Source organism: Cryobacterium sp. PH31-AA6, assembly GCF_030063195.1.
GTDB lineage: Bacteria > Actinomycetota > Actinomycetes > Actinomycetales > Microbacteriaceae > Cryobacterium.
On sequence record NZ_JASISS010000001.1, the window covers coordinates 17,997 to 35,196 of the forward strand.

At 68.2% G+C, this 17,200-nt stretch carries 19 protein-coding genes; 14 read left to right on the top strand and 5 right to left on the bottom strand.

Annotated features, from left to right (window positions below; translation table 11 throughout):
• Positions 1–2: 2 nt before the first annotated feature.
• The 5 genes from ilvN (at position 3) to QMG61_RS00100 (ending at position 3,203) form a co-directional block, all read left to right on the top strand.
• The gene (ilvN, locus tag QMG61_RS00080) at positions 3–512 is read left to right on the top strand and encodes an acetolactate synthase small subunit (RefSeq protein ID WP_283492294.1); all 510 of its coding nucleotides are present in this window, start codon (positions 3–5) and stop codon (positions 510–512) included.
• 81 nt (positions 513–593) lie between these two features.
• The gene (ilvC, locus tag QMG61_RS00085; protein WP_283492295.1) at positions 594–1,622 is read left to right on the top strand and encodes a ketol-acid reductoisomerase; all 1,029 of its coding nucleotides are present in this window, start codon (positions 594–596) and stop codon (positions 1,620–1,622) included.
• A gap of 24 nt (positions 1,623–1,646) precedes the next feature.
• Positions 1,647–2,357, top strand: a complete 711-nt coding sequence (locus tag QMG61_RS00090; protein ID WP_283492296.1) for a DUF998 domain-containing protein — start codon at positions 1,647–1,649, stop codon at positions 2,355–2,357.
• 4 nt (positions 2,358–2,361) lie between these two features.
• Positions 2,362–2,850 carry a DNA polymerase III subunit gamma/tau gene (locus QMG61_RS00095; protein WP_283492297.1) on the top strand — a complete coding sequence of 163 codons (489 nt, stop codon included), beginning with the start codon at positions 2,362–2,364 and terminating at the stop codon, positions 2,848–2,850.
• Positions 2,847–3,203 carry a bacitracin resistance protein gene (locus QMG61_RS00100; protein ID WP_283492298.1) on the top strand — a complete coding sequence of 119 codons (357 nt, stop codon included), beginning with the start codon at positions 2,847–2,849 and terminating at the stop codon, positions 3,201–3,203. Before QMG61_RS00095 ends, QMG61_RS00100 begins: the two co-directional genes overlap by 4 nt.
• Before the next feature lie 112 nt (positions 3,204–3,315).
• Here QMG61_RS00100 and QMG61_RS00105 read toward each other — a convergent pair whose 3' ends face one another.
• Positions 3,316–3,720, bottom strand: a complete 405-nt coding sequence (locus QMG61_RS00105; protein ID WP_283492299.1) for a DoxX family protein — start codon at positions 3,718–3,720, stop codon at positions 3,316–3,318.
• Between the two features lie 97 nt (positions 3,721–3,817).
• On the opposite strand from QMG61_RS00105, the gene serA reads away from it, so the two are divergent.
• Entirely contained in the window at positions 3,818–5,410 is a 1,593-nt protein-coding gene (serA, locus tag QMG61_RS00110; protein WP_283492300.1) for a phosphoglycerate dehydrogenase, read from the top strand.
• Here the strand turns inward: serA and QMG61_RS00115 are convergent.
• Positions 5,400–5,969: a TetR family transcriptional regulator gene (locus tag QMG61_RS00115; protein WP_283492301.1), complete on the bottom strand. Its 570-nt coding sequence runs from the start codon at positions 5,967–5,969 to the stop codon at positions 5,400–5,402. The two genes, serA and QMG61_RS00115, sit on opposite strands and share 11 nt — an antisense overlap.
• 62 nt (positions 5,970–6,031) lie before the next feature.
• Between QMG61_RS00115 and QMG61_RS00120 the strand changes: the two genes are divergently transcribed.
• Positions 6,032–7,558, top strand: a complete 1,527-nt coding sequence (locus QMG61_RS00120) for an MFS transporter (protein ID WP_283492302.1) — start codon at positions 6,032–6,034, stop codon at positions 7,556–7,558.
• A 104-nt stretch (positions 7,559–7,662) separates the two neighbouring features.
• On the opposite strand, the gene QMG61_RS00125 is transcribed toward QMG61_RS00120, so the two are convergent.
• Positions 7,663–7,902 (bottom strand): DUF6458 family protein, encoded by a 240-nt coding sequence (locus QMG61_RS00125; RefSeq protein ID WP_283492303.1) that lies wholly within the window; start codon positions 7,900–7,902, stop codon positions 7,663–7,665.
• Positions 7,903–8,018: 116 nt separating this feature from the next.
• Between QMG61_RS00125 and QMG61_RS00130 the strand changes: the two genes are divergently transcribed.
• Genes QMG61_RS00130 through QMG61_RS00140 form a run of 3 tightly spaced genes read left to right on the top strand, consistent with a single transcriptional unit; the run spans position 8,019 to position 11,004 of the window.
• Positions 8,019–9,101 (top strand): 3-isopropylmalate dehydrogenase, encoded by a 1,083-nt coding sequence (locus tag QMG61_RS00130; RefSeq protein WP_283492304.1) that lies wholly within the window; start codon positions 8,019–8,021, stop codon positions 9,099–9,101.
• Positions 9,098–10,243 (top strand): branched-chain amino acid aminotransferase, encoded by a 1,146-nt coding sequence (locus QMG61_RS00135; protein ID WP_283492305.1) that lies wholly within the window; start codon positions 9,098–9,100, stop codon positions 10,241–10,243. Before QMG61_RS00130 ends, QMG61_RS00135 begins: the two co-directional genes overlap by 4 nt.
• Positions 10,240–11,004, top strand: coding sequence for a fumarylacetoacetate hydrolase family protein (locus QMG61_RS00140; protein ID WP_283492306.1), 765 nt, complete (start codon positions 10,240–10,242; stop codon positions 11,002–11,004). Before QMG61_RS00135 ends, QMG61_RS00140 begins: the two co-directional genes overlap by 4 nt.
• Here the strand turns inward: QMG61_RS00140 and QMG61_RS00145 are convergent.
• The gene (locus QMG61_RS00145) at positions 11,001–11,588 is read right to left on the bottom strand and encodes a TetR/AcrR family transcriptional regulator (protein WP_283492307.1); all 588 of its coding nucleotides are present in this window, start codon (positions 11,586–11,588) and stop codon (positions 11,001–11,003) included. The genes QMG61_RS00140 and QMG61_RS00145 overlap by 4 nt on opposite strands.
• A gap of 94 nt (positions 11,589–11,682) precedes the next feature.
• Here QMG61_RS00145 and QMG61_RS00150 point away from each other — a divergent pair, with 94 nt between their 5' ends.
• Positions 11,683–12,702 carry an NADP-dependent oxidoreductase gene (locus QMG61_RS00150; protein ID WP_283492308.1) on the top strand — a complete coding sequence of 340 codons (1,020 nt, stop codon included), beginning with the start codon at positions 11,683–11,685 and terminating at the stop codon, positions 12,700–12,702.
• Between the two features lie 55 nt (positions 12,703–12,757).
• Positions 12,758–13,465 carry a type 1 glutamine amidotransferase domain-containing protein gene (locus QMG61_RS00155; protein WP_283492309.1) on the top strand — a complete coding sequence of 236 codons (708 nt, stop codon included), beginning with the start codon at positions 12,758–12,760 and terminating at the stop codon, positions 13,463–13,465.
• Positions 13,466–13,469: 4 nt separating this feature from the next.
• Here QMG61_RS00155 and QMG61_RS00160 read toward each other — a convergent pair whose 3' ends face one another.
• Positions 13,470–14,558 (bottom strand): aminotransferase class V-fold PLP-dependent enzyme, encoded by a 1,089-nt coding sequence (locus tag QMG61_RS00160; RefSeq protein ID WP_283492310.1) that lies wholly within the window; start codon positions 14,556–14,558, stop codon positions 13,470–13,472.
• A gap of 81 nt (positions 14,559–14,639) precedes the next feature.
• On the opposite strand from QMG61_RS00160, the gene QMG61_RS00165 reads away from it, so the two are divergent.
• Complete coding sequence (locus QMG61_RS00165; protein WP_283492311.1) at positions 14,640–15,608, top strand: LysR family transcriptional regulator; 969 nt, start codon at positions 14,640–14,642, stop codon at positions 15,606–15,608.
• 12 nt (positions 15,609–15,620) lie between these two features.
• A complete protein-coding gene (gltX, locus tag QMG61_RS00170) occupies positions 15,621–17,141 on the top strand; it encodes a glutamate--tRNA ligase (RefSeq protein WP_283492312.1) in 1,521 nt (506 codons plus the stop codon).
• Positions 17,142–17,200 lie beyond the last annotated feature (59 nt).

Below are 17,200 nucleotides of genomic sequence, written 5' to 3' on the forward strand. Positions count from 1 at the left end.
CCATGAGCTCCCACGTCCTGAGCCTCCTTGTCGAGGACAAGCCGGGCCTGCTGACGCGAGTCGCCGGCCTGTTCGCCCGCCGCGGATTCAACATCGAGAGCCTCGCGGTCGGCCACACCGAGATCCCGGGCCTGTCCCGGATCACGATCCTGGTCGACGTCGAAGACCTCCCGCTCGAGCAGGTCACGAAGCAGCTGAACAAGCTGATCAACGTGATCAAGATCGTCGAACTCGACCCGTCGCAGTCCGTGCAGCGTGAACACCTGCTGGTCAAGGTTCGCGCCGACAACACGACCAGGTCCCAGGTGCTCGAGGCCGTCACCCTGTTCAGGGCGCGGGTCGTCGACGTCTCCATTGACGCCGTCGTGATCGAGGTCACCGGCGACTCCGGCAAGACCCAGGCGCTGCTGCGCGTGCTCGAACCCTACGGAATCAAGGAGATCGCGCAATCGGGTCTGCTCGCCATCGGCCGTGGTTCGAAATCGATCACCGAACGCGTCTACAAGAACTGACGCTCGCCCCGGCCGGCGGCCGGTTCCTCACTTTCCTCGACCAACCAGACTTCCCACCAAACAACAAGGAGATACCCACTCGTGTCTGAGATTTACTACGACAAAGACGCCGACCTGTCGATCATCCAGGGCAAGAAGGTGGCCGTCATCGGCTACGGCTCGCAGGGTCACGCGCACGCCCAGAATCTCCGCGACTCCGGTGTCGAGGTCGTCATCGGCCTCAAGGAGGGCTCGAAGTCGAAGGCCAAGGCCGAAGAGGCCGGCTTCACGGTGCTCGGTGCAGCCGAGGCATCCGCCTGGGCCGACGTGATCGTCGTGCTCGCCCCCGACCAGGTGCAGCGCCACCTGTTCGCCGACGACATCGAACCCAACCTCGCCGAAGGCAAGGCACTCGTCTTCGGGCACGGCTTCAACATCCGCTTCGGCTACATCACGCCCCCCGCGGGTGTCGACGTCGTCATGGTCGCGCCCAAGGGCCCCGGCCACACCGTGCGCCGCGAATACGAGGCAGGCCGTGGCGTTCCCGTCATCGTCGCCGTCGAAAAGGATGCCTCGGGAGCGGCCTGGCCCCTCACGCTCAGCTACGCGAAGGCGATCGGCGGACTCCGCGCCGCCGGCATCAAGACCACCTTCACCGAAGAAACCGAAACCGACCTGTTCGGCGAGCAGGCCGTGCTCTGCGGCGGCGCGTCGCAGCTGATCCAGTACGGCTTCGAGGTTCTCACCGAGGCCGGCTACCAGCCGCAGGTCGCCTACTTCGAGGTGCTGCACGAGCTCAAGCTCATCGTCGACCTGATGTGGGAGGGCGGCATCGCCAAGCAGCGCTGGAGCGTCTCCGACACCGCAGAGTACGGCGACTACGTGTCCGGCCCGCGCGTCATCGACCCGAGCGTCAAGGAGAACATGAAGGCCGTTCTCGCCGACATCCAGAACGGCGCGTTCGCCGACCGGTTCATCAAGGACCAGGACGCCGGAGCACCCGAGTTCCTCGCGCTGCGCAAGAAGGGCGAGGAGCACCCGATCGAGGCCACCGGCCGCGAGCTGCGCAAGCTGTTCGCCTGGAACGCCTCGAGCGACGACGACTACGTCGACGGCGAAGCCGCGCGCTAAGCGACACCGCCGGGTAGCACTACCGTGCTTGTCAGCGACAGGGTCGGCCGTTCTCGGTCGGCCCTGTCGCCGTTTTCGGCGCGTCGCCTGGCCGCAGCCGCCATGGTCGGTGTCGTCCTCTACGTTCTCGTCGACGTGCTGCTGCAGTTCCTCCCGCCGCACTACAGCCCGATCAGCGACGCGGAGAGCAACCTTGCCGTGGGCCCGTACGGCTGGGTCATGAACCTCAATTTCCTCGGCCGCGCCCTGTCGACGGTCTGCGCCGCCGTCGCGATCGGCTTGACCGACCAAGCGTCATCGCTGCGACGAGCCGGTCTGGCTCTCATGGTCGTCGCCGGCGCCTGCTCGGCGGCTCTGGCCTTCCTGCCGACCGATATCCACCGGCCCGGGGATTTCGGGCTGAGCACATCCACGTCGACGGGCGCGCTTCATCTCGCGGTCGCCTCCGTCGGATTCCTCGCTGCCCTCGCCGCCTTCGCGTTACTGACCGGCTGGCTGCGCCGCAGCCCTCGGCTCCGCCGTGGCTACCGGCCGGCGCTGGCCCTTGTCGTGGTCGCCGCCGTGGGCCTGCTCAGCGTCAGCCTCGCCGATCGTTTCGCGCCGAACCTGACTGGCCTGGCCGAACGGGTCTGCCTGGTCGGCATCCTCGGCTGGGTCTTCGTCGCCTGTGCGGCGATCCGGAGCGCGGAACCGGCCCGCCAGTCATCGGAGGGGTGGGCGACGCCGATAACCTAGGCGTATGAACTCTCCACGCGACGACGATGCCCTGGGCTGGGCCGGCGATGACGACCCGACCCTGCAGACCGGCACCGGAACCACCAATGCGGACGGCGCCGCCGCCGGGGGAGACGTGGCCGAGCCTCCCGAGGGGTGGACCGTGGCCGGGCCGGCAACCGCCGTTCGGGAGCACGAGGCCGCTCTCGCCGCGGCCGCGCCCGTCAGCTCCGTCGCCCTCATCGCCATGGGCGTGTTCGGAGGGGTCTACCTGCTGTACACGATCGGCTGGGTGATCGGGATCTCACGGATCGGGAATCCGCTCTCGGACGCGGTCGGACAGTTCATGTTCTCGCTTGGGCTCTGGCTCGCCGTCGTCGCCCCTGCGACATGGTTCGTCACGACCATCTGGCTGACTCGCTCCCGTCCGCGGGTGCGGTTCGCCGTGCTGCTGCTCGGCGTCGTCCTGCTCGCCCCGCTGCCCTTCATCATCAACGCCGGGGGAGCCTCATGAACGCGACCGCCTCAAACGTCACTGTCACTCCGCGCCGCACTCCGCGCTGGCTCTTCATGGCCATCGCCGCCGTCTTCGCCCTGTTCTACGCCTATGACGCGTGGGAGGGCGTCGGGAACATCGTCGGCCTCAACCTGGCGGCCCACAGCCTCGACACCAGCCTGAGCGGCTTCGGCTGGGGGCTCCTGCTCACCGGAGTGTTCCTGCCCGTCGCGGTCTTCGCGCTCGCGATCCGGCTCGGTCGATCCCGAGGGCCGGGCGTGCAGGCGCTCCTGCTGCTCGCCGGCCTGTGCCTGGTCGCCGCGCTGTCCGCGGACATCTTCATGTTCGGCCTCGGCAGCCTCATCGTCTGACCGGCGTGGCGCGCACCCTCCCGGCACGTGTTGAGGAAGCGGGCGCGCGGTCTAACCCGTGCCGCGAGCTCAAACGCGGGCCGGGAGCCCTGACTTGCGCCGAGGGCCCGGGCTAGGCTCCAGGCACGATCGCGACGCCGATCAGCGCGATCAGGGCGAGCTGGCCGAACAAGCGTGGTACAACGGGGATCGCGACCCGGCCGAACCGCTTCGGATGCCGGGCGGCGAAGGCGTTCGCCGGGAACACCGCGATGAGGAAGAGGATCAGGCAGAGGCCGCTCGTCACAATCAGGGGCCGATACAGCAGGCCCGCGCCGCCGGCGATCTCGCACAGTCCGGTGAAGACGACCAGTGCCCGCGGGCTCAGGATGCCCGTGAATCGCAGTCGTGGCGGGATCATCGCGGCCATCGTTCGCTGCACCGACGGAAGGAAATGGGTGACCCCTGCCCCGATGAAGATCACCGCGAGGACCACGCGGAGGGCGAACTGGAGGTCGGTTGGCGTAACGCTGCTCATTGCCCCATTCTGCAGCCGATAGAGTGAAAACCTAACTGGCGCCCCACGGTCGCGGCGCAAGCCCACCATTTCTGCTGCAATCGGAGGAACCTTTTTCGTGTCAAAACCAGTCGTACTCATCGCCGAAGAACTCTCGCCCGCAACCGTTGATGCCCTTGGACCGGACTTCGATGTGCGCAACGTGGACGGGACCGACCGTCCGGCCCTGCTCAAGGAACTAGCGACCGCCCACGCCATCCTGGTGCGCTCCGCGACGAAGGTGGACGCTGAGGCCATTGCGGCCGCGCCGCTCCTCAAGGTCATCGCGCGCGCCGGAGTCGGTCTGGACAATGTCGACATTAAAGCCGCGACCTCGGCGGGCGTCATGGTTGTCAATGCCCCGACCTCGAACATTATCTCCGCGGCCGAACTCACGGTCGGTCACATTATCAGCCTCGCCCGCCACATCCCGCCGGCCCACGGTGCGCTCGCGGAAGGCCAGTGGAAGCGCTCCAAGTACACCGGCGTTGAACTGTACGAAAAGACGATCGGCATCATCGGCCTCGGCCGGATCGGCGCCCTCGTCGCCGCGCGAATGCAGGCCTTCGGCACGAACATCATCGCCTTCGACCCGTACATCACCTCGGCGCGCGCGCAGCAGCTCGGCGTGACTCCCGTCACCCTCGACGAGCTGCTGGCCCAGTCCGACTTCGTCACGATCCACATGCCCAAGACCCCGGAAACCACCGGGATGCTCGGCGCCGCCCAGTTCGCGCTGATGAAGCCGACCGCCTTCGTCGTCAACGTCGCCCGCGGTGGCCTGATCGACGAGGCCGAACTGCACGACGCCCTCGTCGCCGGAACCATCGCCGGCGCCGGCCTGGACGTCTACGTCAGCGAACCCCCGACCGGCTCGCCGCTGCTGGGCCTGCCGAACATCATCACGACGCCGCACCTCGGCGCCTCGACCGACGAGGCCCAGGAAAAGGCGGGCGTGTCGGTCGCCAAGTCGGTGCGCCTCGCACTCTCCGGCGAACTCGTCCCCGACGCGGTCAACGTCGCCGGTGGCGTCATCGACCCGTACGTGCGCCCCGGCATCCCGCTGGTCGAGAAGCTGGGCCAGGTCTTCTCCGGCCTCGCCGCACACAGCCCGCTCACCAGCGTCGACGTGGACATCCGCGGCGAACTGGCCGACTACGACGTCAGCGTGCTCAAGCTCGCAGCGCTCAAGGGAATCTTCACGAACGTCGTCAGCGAGACGGTGTCCTACGTCAACGCGCCGCTTCTTGCGGAGCAGCGCGGCGTTGCCGTGCGCCTGATCACCGACAAGGAATCGCCGGAGTACCGCAACGTCATCACGCTGCGCGGCGCCCTGGCCGATGGTTCGCAGGTCTCGGTGTCCGGCACCCTGACCGGCACCAAGCAGATCGAGAAGATCGTCGAGGTGAACGGCTACGAGGTCGAGGTTCCGTTCGCGCAGCACCTCATCGTGATGATCTACACCGACCGCCCCGGAATCGTCGCCGTCTACGGCCGCGAGTTCGGCGATGCCCAGATCAACATCGCCGGCATGCAGATCGCCCGCCACGTCGCCGGCGGGAAGGCATTGAGCGTGCTCACCGTCGACTCACCCGTTCCGGCCAGCCTTCTCGCCACGGTGCGCGACGCGATTGACGCCGACGTGATGGTCGAGATCGCCCTCACCGAGTAGCGGGCCGTTCGGTCATTCGCCCGATCACGGCGAGCAACCGGTCCAGCCTCGCCGCCGATGTCAGATCGGCGGCGGGGCGACCGGGACCGGCCAGTGTGGATTCGTAATACAGGCCATCACTGATGAGCATGATCGCCTCGGCCACGTCCGGGTCGCCCACCGTCTCCTCGATCACCGCCAGCCACTGGCGCCGGGTTGAGTCGAGAGCCTCGTTGGCGAGCGGATGCGCCCCCTGCGCCAGCCGCACGGCCGCGGCGATCGCCTGGTCCAGTGGTGTGCCCTCACTCATCGATGTGCGGATCAGGTAGTCGATCGGGCCGGCCGGGGCAGCCCTGATCTGCTCGACGTCGTCGGCGACGAGCGCTTCCAGCCGGGTGAGCATCCCCTCGACGAGGGCGTCCTTCGAGCCGAAGTGATAGAGCAGGCCGCCCTTCGACAGCCCGGCGGCCGCGGCTACGGCTTCGAGTGTGGCGGCCCGTTCGCCCTGGTCGATCAGGAGCTGGGCGAATGCGTCGAGGATGCGCTCGCGGGTGGGCGCTGCTGCGGGAACGGAGATCATGGTGCTACTGTACCGTCTGGACGGTATAGTTGCCGTTCAGACAAGCCGAAAGTAGCACCCCCGTGTCGTCCGACCTCCGCGAGATCGCCCCCTCAACCCATGAACTCAGCCCCCGCCGCCGGTGGGCGGCACTGGTCGTGCTCATGCTGCCGGTGCTCCTGGTCTCGATCGACAACACCGTGCTCAACCTCGCCCTGCCCGCCATCTCGGAGGCCCTCCGGCCCACGGGGACGCAGCTTCTGTGGGTGATCGACATCTACCCGCTCATGCTCGCCGGGCTCCTCGTCGCCATGGGCAGTCTCGGTGACCGGATCGGTCGCCGCCGTCTGCTCCTGATCGGATCGGCCGGGTTCGGCAGCGTGTCCGTGGTGGCGGCCTTCGCCCCCAACGTCGAGTGGCTCATCATCGATCGTGCCGTGCTCGGCCTGTTCGGCGCCATGCTGATGCCGCCGACCCTCTCGCTGCTCCGCTCCGTCTTCACCGACCGGGACCAGCGGCGACTGGCCATTGCCATTTGGGCCAGTGGTTTCGCCGCGGGCAGCGCGCTGGGACCGGTCGTCGGCGGCGTGCTCCTCGAACACCTGGCTTGGGGCTCCGTCTTCCTGCTCGCCGTTCCGTTGCTCGTGCCGCTGCTCGTGCTCGGCCCGCTGCTCGTGCCGGAATCGCGCGACCCACACCCCGGTCGGATCGACCTGACGAGCATCCTGCTCTCGCTGGCGACCATGCTTCCCGTCGTCTACGGCATCAAGGTGCTGGCCGAGCATGGGCCGAGCGTCGCCACGGTCGGCCCGATCCTGCTGGGACTTCTCGCCGGCATCCTCTTCGTGCGCCGCCAGCCGCGCCTGAGCGAGCCGATGATTGACCTGGCCCTTTTCCGCCAGGGCGCGTTCAGCGGCGCCATCGGCGTGAACCTGCTCAGCGTCATCGCGCTCGTCGGCGGGTTGTTCTTCGTGTCGCAGTACCTGCAGCTGGTGCTCGGCCTCTCCCCGCTCGCCGCCGGGCTGGTGCTCGTGCCCGGCCTGACGGCCATGATCATCTCCGGGCTGGTGATCGTGCCGATATCCCGGCGGGTGCGGCCGTCCATCGTCGTTCCGGTGGGTCTGCTGGTCTCGGCCGCGGGGTATCTGGCGTTCGCCATCGGCGGGGCGAGGCTGGATGCCGTCGGCGTCGCGCTCGTCTTCGCCCTGCTCGGGATCGGAATCGGCGCCGCGGAGACCGTGTCGAACGAACTCATTGTGGCGACCGCCCCAGCGGACAAGATGGGTGCGGCGTCGGCGGTGGGTGAAACGGCCTACGAGCTCGGCGCTGTGCTGGGCACGACGATCCTCGGCACCATCCTCACGGCCGCCTACCGTGGCTCGGTCGTGCTTCCGTCGATGCTGACGGCCGCCCAGCGATCCGCCGCCGAGGAGACGCTCGGCGGTGCCGTCGCCGTGGCCGGCGGGCTTCCGGCAGGCCAGGCCGAGCTGCTCCTCGCCTCGGCGAGGGAGGCCTTCGGCACGGGGATCGGCCCGACGGCCTGGATCGGGATGGGGCTCGTGCTGGCGGCGGCGGTCGTCGCGCTGCTCACGCTGCGCAAGGCGAGCTGAGCTGGGTTGAGCCCGAGCGAGCCGGGATCAGAGCGAGCCGGGATCAGAGCGAGCCGGGATCAGAGCGAGCCGGGATCAGACGTCGTCGATGGAGCGAGCCGGGATCAGACGTCGTCGATGGAGCGCTTTTCGCTCGTGATCTGCTCACCGTCGACACGCCGGGTGGTGCTGACGCTGGTGCGCTTGCGGGTGAGGAGCACGATTCCCAGGATGATGACCACGGCGCCGGCACCCATCAGGATGTAGCCGACCAGGTCGAGGTCCATCCATTCGACGCTGATGTTCAGCGCATAGACGAGGATGGCGCCGACGACGACGAGGAAAATGCCGAGTCCAAGGCTCATGATGAACTGCTTTCTGTAGCTGACAAGGATTGTGCTGTCAGGGATTGTCCAGCTTAGACAATGGATCGCTCACAGTAGGGTGTTTCTACAGGTAAATCTCAGACATACGGAGCCGAATGTCCACTCAAATCAAGCTCGCCGTCATTCCAGGCGACGGAATCGGTCCCGAGGTCGTTGCAGAGGCCGTCAAGGTACTCGAGGCGGCGACGGTGGCCGACGACGTCGTCTTCGACCTGACCTGGTTCTCGCTCGGGGCTGCCCGCTTCCTCGAGACCGGCGATGTGCTCACCGATGAGGACCTGTCCTCGATCGCCGCGCACGACGCGATCCTGCTCGGCGCCGTCGGCGGCGTGCCGGGAGACCCCCGCCTGGCCAACGCGAACATCGAACGCGGACTGCTGTTGAAGCTGCGTTTCTCCCTTGACCACTACGTCAACCTGCGGCCGAGCGTGCTCTTCCCCGGTGTGCCCAGCCCACTGGCCGCGCCGGGCAACGTCGACTTCGTCGTCGTGCGGGAGGGCACAGAGGGACCCTATGTCGGCAACGGCGGTGCGATCCGTCAGGGCACAACCCATGAAGTGGCCAACGAGGTGTCCGTGAACACGGCCTTCGGCGTCGAGCGCGTCGTGCGCCACGCTTTCCAGGTCGCCCAGTCCCGTCCCGGCCGCCACCTCACCCTCGTGCACAAGACGAATGTGCTCGTCTTCGCCGGGAGCCTGTGGCAGCGCGTCGTCACGGCCGTCGCGGCCGAATTTCCCGAGGTGAGCGTCGATTACCTCCACGTCGACGCAGCGACGATTTTCCTCGTCACGAATCCGAGTAGATTTGATGTCATCGTCACGGACAACCTCTTCGGCGACATCCTGACCGACTTGGCGGCCGCAATCAGCGGCGGCATCGGCCTCGCGGCATCCGGAAACATCAACCCGGACGGTCGATTCCCCAGCATGTTCGAGCCGGTACACGGATCGGCACCCGACATCGCGGGCAAGCAGCTGGCAGACCCGACGGCAGCCATCCTGTCGGTCGCGCTCCTCCTCAGCCACCTCGGCCTGACGGATGCCGCGGCGAGGGTGACCGACGCGGTCACGGCCGACATCGCTGATCGCAGGGGGGACGGTGCCGCAACGGCACCGCGCAGCACCACCGACGTGGGCAACGCCATCGTGACCCGATTGACAGACAAGGGACTCCAATGAGCCAGGCAGCACCGAACCAGACGGCACCGAGCGCGGCGGCCCCGCTCGACTTCAGCGTCACCCGGGCGACCACGCCCCGTACGCCGGCCGAGCGTGAGGCGATTCTCAGCGACCCCGGCTTCGGCAAGCAGTTCACCGACCACATGGTCGCGATCGACTGGACGCTGGAGGGCGGCTGGCAGGATGCCCGTGTCATTCCCTACGGCCCGCTCCAGCTCGACCCGGCGTCCTCCGTGCTGCACTACGGCCAGGAGATCTTCGAGGGCCTGAAGGCCTACCGGCACGCCGACGGCTCAATCTGGACCTTCCGTCCGCAGAAGAATGCCGAACGGCTTCAACGTTCGGCCCGACGACTCGCCCTGCCGGAACTCCCGGCGGCGGATTTCATCGAATCGATCCGGCAGATGATCGCCGTCGACGGCGATTGGGTGCCCTCCGCGCCCGAGACGAGCCTCTACCTGCGCCCATTCATGATCGCCAATGAGAGCTTTCTCGGCGTGCGCGCCGCGCACAAGGTCGGCTACTACGTCATCGCCAGCCCGGCGGGCGCGTACTTCACCAACGGCGTCGCCCCGATCAAGATCTGGCTCTCCACCGAGTACTCCCGGGCCGGCCGCGGCGGCACCGGCGCCGCCAAGTGCGGCGGCAACTACGCGGCATCGCTGCTGCCCCAGATGCAGGCCTACGAGAACGGCTGCGCCCAGGTGCTCTTCCTCGACGGAGAGACCAGCAGCCGCATCGATGAGCTCGGCGGCATGAACGTCTTCTTCGTTCACGGCACCCACACGCTCGTCACCCCGCGGCTGACCGGATCGATCCTCGAGGGGGTCACCCGCGACAGCATCATGCAACTGGCCAGGGACCGCGGAATGACCGTGGAGGAGCGCGATGTAACGCTCGGCGACTGGCGAGACGGCGTCGAGTCCGGGGGAATCACCGAGGTGTTCGCCTGTGGCACGGCGGCCGTCGTCACGCCCATCGCCGAGCTCAAGGGCCCCGGCATGTCGATCGGCAACCCGGATGCCCCCGCGGGCGAGATCACGATGGCGCTGCGCCATGAGCTGACGGACATCCAGTATGGCCGCCTGCCCGACCGGCACGGCTGGCTCACCCGCCTCGACGCCGGGGCTGGATCCGCGTGAAGATCGCGCGGTTCAGTCACGACGGACTGATTTCGTTCGGGATCATCGATGACGACGAGCTGGTGGTGCTCAAGGGTGACCCGATGTTCGCCGGTTACGACCCGACCGGTGAACGGATCGCGTTGCGCGAGGCCAAACTGCTCGCCCCGGTGATCCCGCGCTCCAAGGTTGTCGGGATGGCCTGGTCCTATTTCGCGAGCCGGGACGAGCAGGCCGCCGCCCGGCCGGTGGAACCCCGGTTCTTCCTCAAGCCGAACACCTCCGTGGTCGGCCCGGGCGACTCGATCGTGTTGCCGGCCCAGTCCGCGGACGTGCGGGTCGAGGGCGAACTGGCCTTGGTCATCGGCAAGATCACCAAAAACGTGTCGGTGGAGGATGCCGAGGACGCGATTTTCGGCTACACGATCGCCAACGACGTCACCGCGGTCGACCTCAGGGAGCGAGACGGGGGCCCGGCACGGGCCAAGAGTTTCGATTCCTTCTGCCCACTGGGCCCGGTCATCGACACCGAGTTCGACTGGACCGGGTTGTCGCTGCACGGTCGGATCAATGACCGGCCTTTCCAGTCCGGCGACGCTGCGCTGCTCAAGCACACCATCGCGGAGATGGTGTCATTCGTCTCGGGCTCATTCACCCTACTTCCCGGCGACGTCATCCTCATCGGTGCCCCGGGGACGGCCGCTACCGTCGTCGACGGCGACACAGTTCAGATCGAGATCGCGGGAATCGGCGTGCTGTCGAACCCGGTGCGCCGCGCCTAAGGAGTCGGCGCCGGGAACCAGGCCCGGATCTCGTCCAGTGCCGTGTCGAGCAGCGCCACCGATTCCGTCGCGTTGACGCGGGCGAGAAGCATGGCGCTCATCCCCAGCGAGGCCAGGGTTCTGGCGCGCTCCGGGGCACGGTCCGACCCGGCCGTGTGCAGGGCGTCCTGCAAGGACCTGATCAGTTCCGACCGGTAGCCGTCGACGACCTGGCGGGCCAGGTCGTCGTGACCGGCCAGGCCTGCGGCGCAGTTCACGAGCAGGCATCCGCGGCGGGGGGAGTCCTCCGGCAAGGCGTGCACGGCCGAACGGAGTTCCTCGAAGTAGGCAACCAGCGAGGCCCGGCTGCCCCCGGCCTCGGTCAGGATGCGCAGCCGCGGCCGGATCACGGTGTCCAGGTAGTCCTCGACGGCGGCGTCGAAGAGGCCGCGCTTGCTGCCGAAGGCGTGATAGATGCTGGAGCGTTTGAGGCCGGTCGCGCCTTCAAGGTCGGCGAGCGAGGCTGCCTCGAAGCCCTTGTCCCAGAACAGGTCTCGGGCGGCTTGCACGACGGTCGTGCGCTCGAAACTCTGAAGCCGTCCCATGGTGTTTCCTCCGTTTTCGCTGTGGATGGTTTTGTGTATCGCTCAGTACACAATATATTAGACCATCCGTTACAAAAAAGCAGAGGAGCCCCCCATGGCCTCGTCCACCACCAGTACCCAGATCCAGCTCGCAGCCCGCCCCACCGGCTGGCCCACGGATGCCGAATTCAGCACCATCCGGATCCACCTGCCCGAACTCGCGGCCGGCCAGGTTCGCGTCGCCAACGAATTCGTCTCGGTCGACCCGTACATGCGCGGTCGGATGAACGACGCGAAGTCCTACTCGGCCCCCTACGCCCTGGGCGAGACAATGACCGGCGGAGCCGTCGGCCGCGTCGTCGCATCCGAGTCCGACGCGATCAAGGTCGGCGACGTCGTCCTGCACCAGTTCGGCTGGCGGGACCTGGTACAGGAGGATGCCGCGGGCTTCCGCGTCGTCCCCGAGCTTCCCGGTGTGCCGCTCTCCGCCTACCTCGGCGTGCTCGGCATGACCGCGCTGACGGCCTACGTCGGCCTGCTCGAGGTCGCCGGGCTCAAGGAAGGCGACACCGTCTTCGTCTCCGGGGCTGCCGGCGCAGTGGGCAGCATGGTCGGCCAGATCGCACGGCTGAAGGGCGCGAAGCGCGTCATCGGCTCTGCGGGTTCGGCCGAGAAGGTCGCCCTGCTGACCGAGAAGTACGGCTTCGACGCCGCCTTCAATTACAAGGACGGCTCCGTCGCCAAGCAGCTTGCAGCGGCAGCACCCGACGGCATCGACGTGTACTTCGACAACGTTGGCGGAGACCACCTCGAAGCCGCCATCGCCAGCTTCAATGACGGCGGACGTGCCGCACTCTGCGGCGCCATTTCCGTCTACAACAACACCGAGGCATCCGCCGGCCCCCGCAATATGGTGAACATCGTCGGCCGTGGGCTGACGCTCAAGGGCTTCATCGTGGGCAACTACGTGCAGCACTTCGCCGCGTTCTCCGCCGACATGGCCGGCTGGCTTGCCTCGGGCGAGGTCGTCTTCGATGAGACCGTCGTCGACGGGATCGACCACTCCGTGGAGGCCTTCCTCGGCCTCTTGCGCGGCGAGAACACCGGCAAGATGGTCGTCCGCACGAACGTCTGATTCGCATCCGTCGCCCGCACCACCCTCAATCCGCATCGACTCTTTTGGAGAAACCATGAATTCCGTACTCTTTGTCGTCAGCGCCGCTGACCACTGGACCCTCAACGACGGCAGCCTGCACCCGACCGGCTACTGGGCCGAAGAGCTGGCCGAGCCGCACCGCCTGTTCACCGAGGCCGGCTGGCAGATCACCATCGCGACGCCGAACGGCGTCGCCCCCACGATCGATGCGGGCAGCCTGTCGCCCCAGGCCGCCGGCGGCGAAGACCGTGCCGCGGCCATCGTTGCCTACCTCGACACGATCGGAAGCGAGCTCGACGAGCCCCGCTCGATCGCCGACATCACGGTCGCCGACTATGACGTCGTCTTCTACCCCGGAGGACACGGGCCGATGGAAGACCTCGCCGTGGACGCCGTCTCCGGTCGCATCATGACCGAGGCCCTGGACTCCGGTCGCATCCTCGGCGTGCTCTGCCACGCCCCGGCCGCCCTGCTCGCCGCGGTGCGCGACGACGGCAGCTGGCCCTTCATCGGTTACCGGATGACGGGCTTCACCGATGAGGAGGAGACGCTGGGCGGCCTGGCGCCGAAGGCGCCGTGGCTCGTGCAGAGCCGCCTGGTCGAACTGGGCGCCGACTTCGTGGCCGGCGATCCGTGGGCCTCGCACATGGAGATCGACCGCAACCTCTACACCGGCCAGAATCCGGCCTCTTCGGCCGCCCTCGCCGGTGCGATCATCGCCGCCGTCGCCGAAAAGGAGTAGCTGCTCAGCCGCGGTGCAGCGCGGCGAGCACGGCGTCCACGTCACCGCGGTCGTTCCAGAGGTGGAAAGCCACCCTGGCGCGGCCGGCCCGTCCGGACGCCGTGATCCCGGCGGCGGTGAGTCGAACGAGGTCGCTGCCGTCGGCATCCGCCCAGGTGACGATCGCCTGCCCGTTGGCGGGGACGCCGAGCCCGCGGCTCAGGGCGTCGCCGAGATCGGCGTCGTGGCCCCGCACCACCTCGGGGTCGAGCGACGCGAAGAAGCCCAGCGCGGCCCGGGCGCCGACCCAGGCCGGCCACGCGGGGGATACATCGAACCGGCGGGCGTCCGTCGCGAGCGTCATCTCCGGTCCGTAACAGGACTGCCACGGATCCAGGCCGGCATACCAGCCGGCCTGGCCCGGGTGGAGTCGGTCGGCGAACGCGGGCAGCACGGTGAGGAAGGCCGCCCCACGCGGGGCTCCGAGCCACTTGTAGGCGTGGCAGATCGTGGCGTCGAAGTCGCCGGCCCGCACCGGCATCCAGCCCGCCGCCTGGGTCGTGTCGCAGAGCGTGAAGGCGCCGTGGGCGCGGGCCGCCTCGGTGATACGGTCGGCGTCGGCCAGCAACCCGGTCGCGGACTGCACGAGGGAGAACGCGACCAGCCAGGTTGCGGTCGTGATCGCCTCCGCGAGTTCGTCGAGTGCGATGTGCCGCACCACCACCCCGCGGTGGGCCTGCTGCGCGAACGGGAACACCATCGAGCTGAAGTCCCCGTCGACGCAGAGCACCTCGGCGCCGTCCGGCACCGAGGCCGCGACCATCGCCGCGAGCACGGATGCCTGCGACCCGATCGCCACGAACCCGGTCGGAACGCCGACGAGTGACGCGTAGCTCTGCCGTGCCGCCGCGATATCGGCCGTATAGTCGGCCGGGCTGGCCTCGCCCCGCGCCCACCGCTCACCGTCGTCGCGGAGGGCGGTCACGGTGTCGATCGTGGGGAGGCCGAGCGTGCAGGCGGCCAGGTAGCGCCCGGCGGTCGGCGCATACGCCGCCTTCGCCTGCGCCAGGGTCTTCCCGGGCGTGAGTGAAACGGCAGGAGACGAAATAGGCATGCTTCCATGGTCCCGTTGCCCGTGCCATTCAACAATCCCCGGTCTTCGATCGAACCCATAAGCCTGCCTTATGCTTGGGGGATGACGCTCACCCCGCCGCAGGCCCTCGACCTCGATTCCGACGCACTGAGGATCGTGCAGCGGATCGCCGAACTCGGGTCGATCACGGCGGCGGCGCGCTCCCTCGGCTACAGCCAGCCTGCGGTGAGCCAGCAGCTCAAGCGCCTGGAGGCCAGGATCGGCATGCCGGTCGTGAGCCGGGCCGGTCGCGGTGTGCGTCTGACCGAGGCCGGCCGCATTCTCAGCCGGCACGCGGTCACCGTCGCCAACGCCCTGGATGCCGCGGCGGGAGAACTCGGCGAACTGGCCGGCCTGCGCTCGGGGCGGGTGCGACTGGCCTCGTTCCCGTCGGCGTCGTCGACGATTGTGCCGACGCTGCTGCGCGATCTCTCGAACCGGCATCCCGGCCTGCAATTGAGCTACCGCGAGGCCGAACCCCCGGAGGCGGTGCGGTCGGTGCGCGACCAGGCCGCGGACATCGCCGTCACCTTCAGTTATCCGGGGGACCCGGGCGACCTGCACCGGTCCAGTGCTACGGGGCTCGCCGTTGTGCCGCTCTGGCGGGACGAGATGCTCGTGGTGCTCCCGGCGGCGCACCCGCTCGCGACCGGCGAGGTCGTCGACCTGGCCGGCCTCGCGGGGGAAAGCTGGATTGCCGGCTGCCCCCGTTGCCGCGCCCACCTGCTCGCCCTCGCCGAAGCCCGCGGGTATCTGCCCCGTATCGCCCACGAGACCGACAATTTCGTCGCCGTCTTCGGGATGGTGGCCGCCGGTCTCGGGGTGGCCCTGGTGCCCACCCTGGCCGTTGCGGCATCCGCCCTGCCGCGGGGTGCCGTGGCCCGGCCGACCTCCGGCGGTGACTTCCGCACCATCCACCTCGTGGCCGAGGCCGGCTCCGACCTGATCCCCGCCGTAGCCGCCACCATCCGCGCGATCACCGAACTGGACGAGACCGTCTGGTCCCTCTCGGGGCTGGAGCACAATCGCTAGGATGAGGAGCGTATGTCTACGACACCAGCACACCCATTCTCGACCGCAACCGGCACCGATGTGCGCGTTCGGTTCTGCCCATCTCCCACGGGAACGCCGCACGTCGGCCTGGTGCGCACCGCGATGTTCAACTGGGCCTACGCCCGGCACACCGGCGGAAAGTTCATTTTCCGGGTGGAGGACACCGACCCGGCGCGCGACACCGAAGAAAGCTTCGTGCAGCTGCTCGAGGCCCTCCGCTGGTTGCGCCTCGACTGGGACGAAGGAGTCGACACCGGGGGACCGCACGGCCCATACCGGCAGTCCCAGCGTTATGACATCTACCGTGACGTCATCGCCAGGCTCACCGAGTCCGGCCACATCTACGAGAGCTTCGCCACGGGCGAGGAGATCGAGGCCCGCAACGTGTCCCTCGGACGCGACGCGAAGCTCGGCTACGACAACTTCGAGCGCGACCTGACGGACGCCCAGAAGGCCGCCTACCGCGCCGAGGGTCGCTCACCGGCGCTCCGGCTCAAGGTGCCCACCGAGGACATCACCTTCGACGACCTCGTCCGCGGCGAGATCACGTTCCCGGCCGGCTCGTTCAGCGACTTCGTCGTCGTGCGGCCCAACGGGCATCCGCTCTACCCGTTCGTGAACCCGGTCGACGACGCCCTGATGGGCGTCACACACGTGCTGCGCGGCGAGGACCTGCTCTCCTCCACCCCGCGGCAGATCGCGCTCTACCACGCGCTGATCGAGATCGGTCTGACCGACTTCGTGCCCCGGTTCGGTCACCTGCCCTACGTCATGGGCGACAAGAACAAGAAGCTCTCCAAGCGCGACCCCGAGTCGAATCTGTTCCTGCACCGCGAGCGCGGGTTCATTCCGGAGGGTCTCGTCAACTACCTGTCGCTGCTCGGCTGGTCGCTCTCGCACGATCGCGACGTCTTCTCCATCGAGGAGATGGTGGCCGCGTTCGACGTGGTCGACGTCAACCCGAACCCCGCCAGGTTCGACCTGAAGAAGGCCGAATCGATCAACGGCGACCACATTCGGCTGCTCGAGCCCGCCGACTTCGCCGCCCGGCTCGTGCCGTACCTGGCCGCGGCCGGAATCGTCACCGAGCCGCTGACGGATGCCGAGCGCGCCATCCTCGACGCCGGTGCGCCGCTGATCCAGGAGCGCATCGCCCTGCTCGGTGAGGCGCCCGGCATGCTCGGGTCGCTCTTCATCGCCGGTGACGCCCTCGTGCACGAGGCCGACGCGCTCGCCTCACTTCCGGCGAACACCGCGGAGATCCTCGCGGCATCCAGTGCGGCGCTGCGGGACATTCCCGAGGCCGACTGGGCGCACGAACTCGTGCACACGACCCTTGCCGCGACCCTGATCGAGGGTCTCGGGCTCAAGCCGCGGATCGCCTTCGGCCCGCTCCGCGTGGCCGTGTCGGGACGCAAGGTGTCGCCGCCTTTGTTCGAGTCGATGGAGATCCTCGGCAAGACCGAGTCCCTCGCCCGGCTCGACCGTCTGGCGGTCGTCAAGCCCGCCTGAACCGCAGCGCGTCGGTTTGTCCTCTTCCCGCAGGTAGGTTAGAGTTACAAACCGGCCCG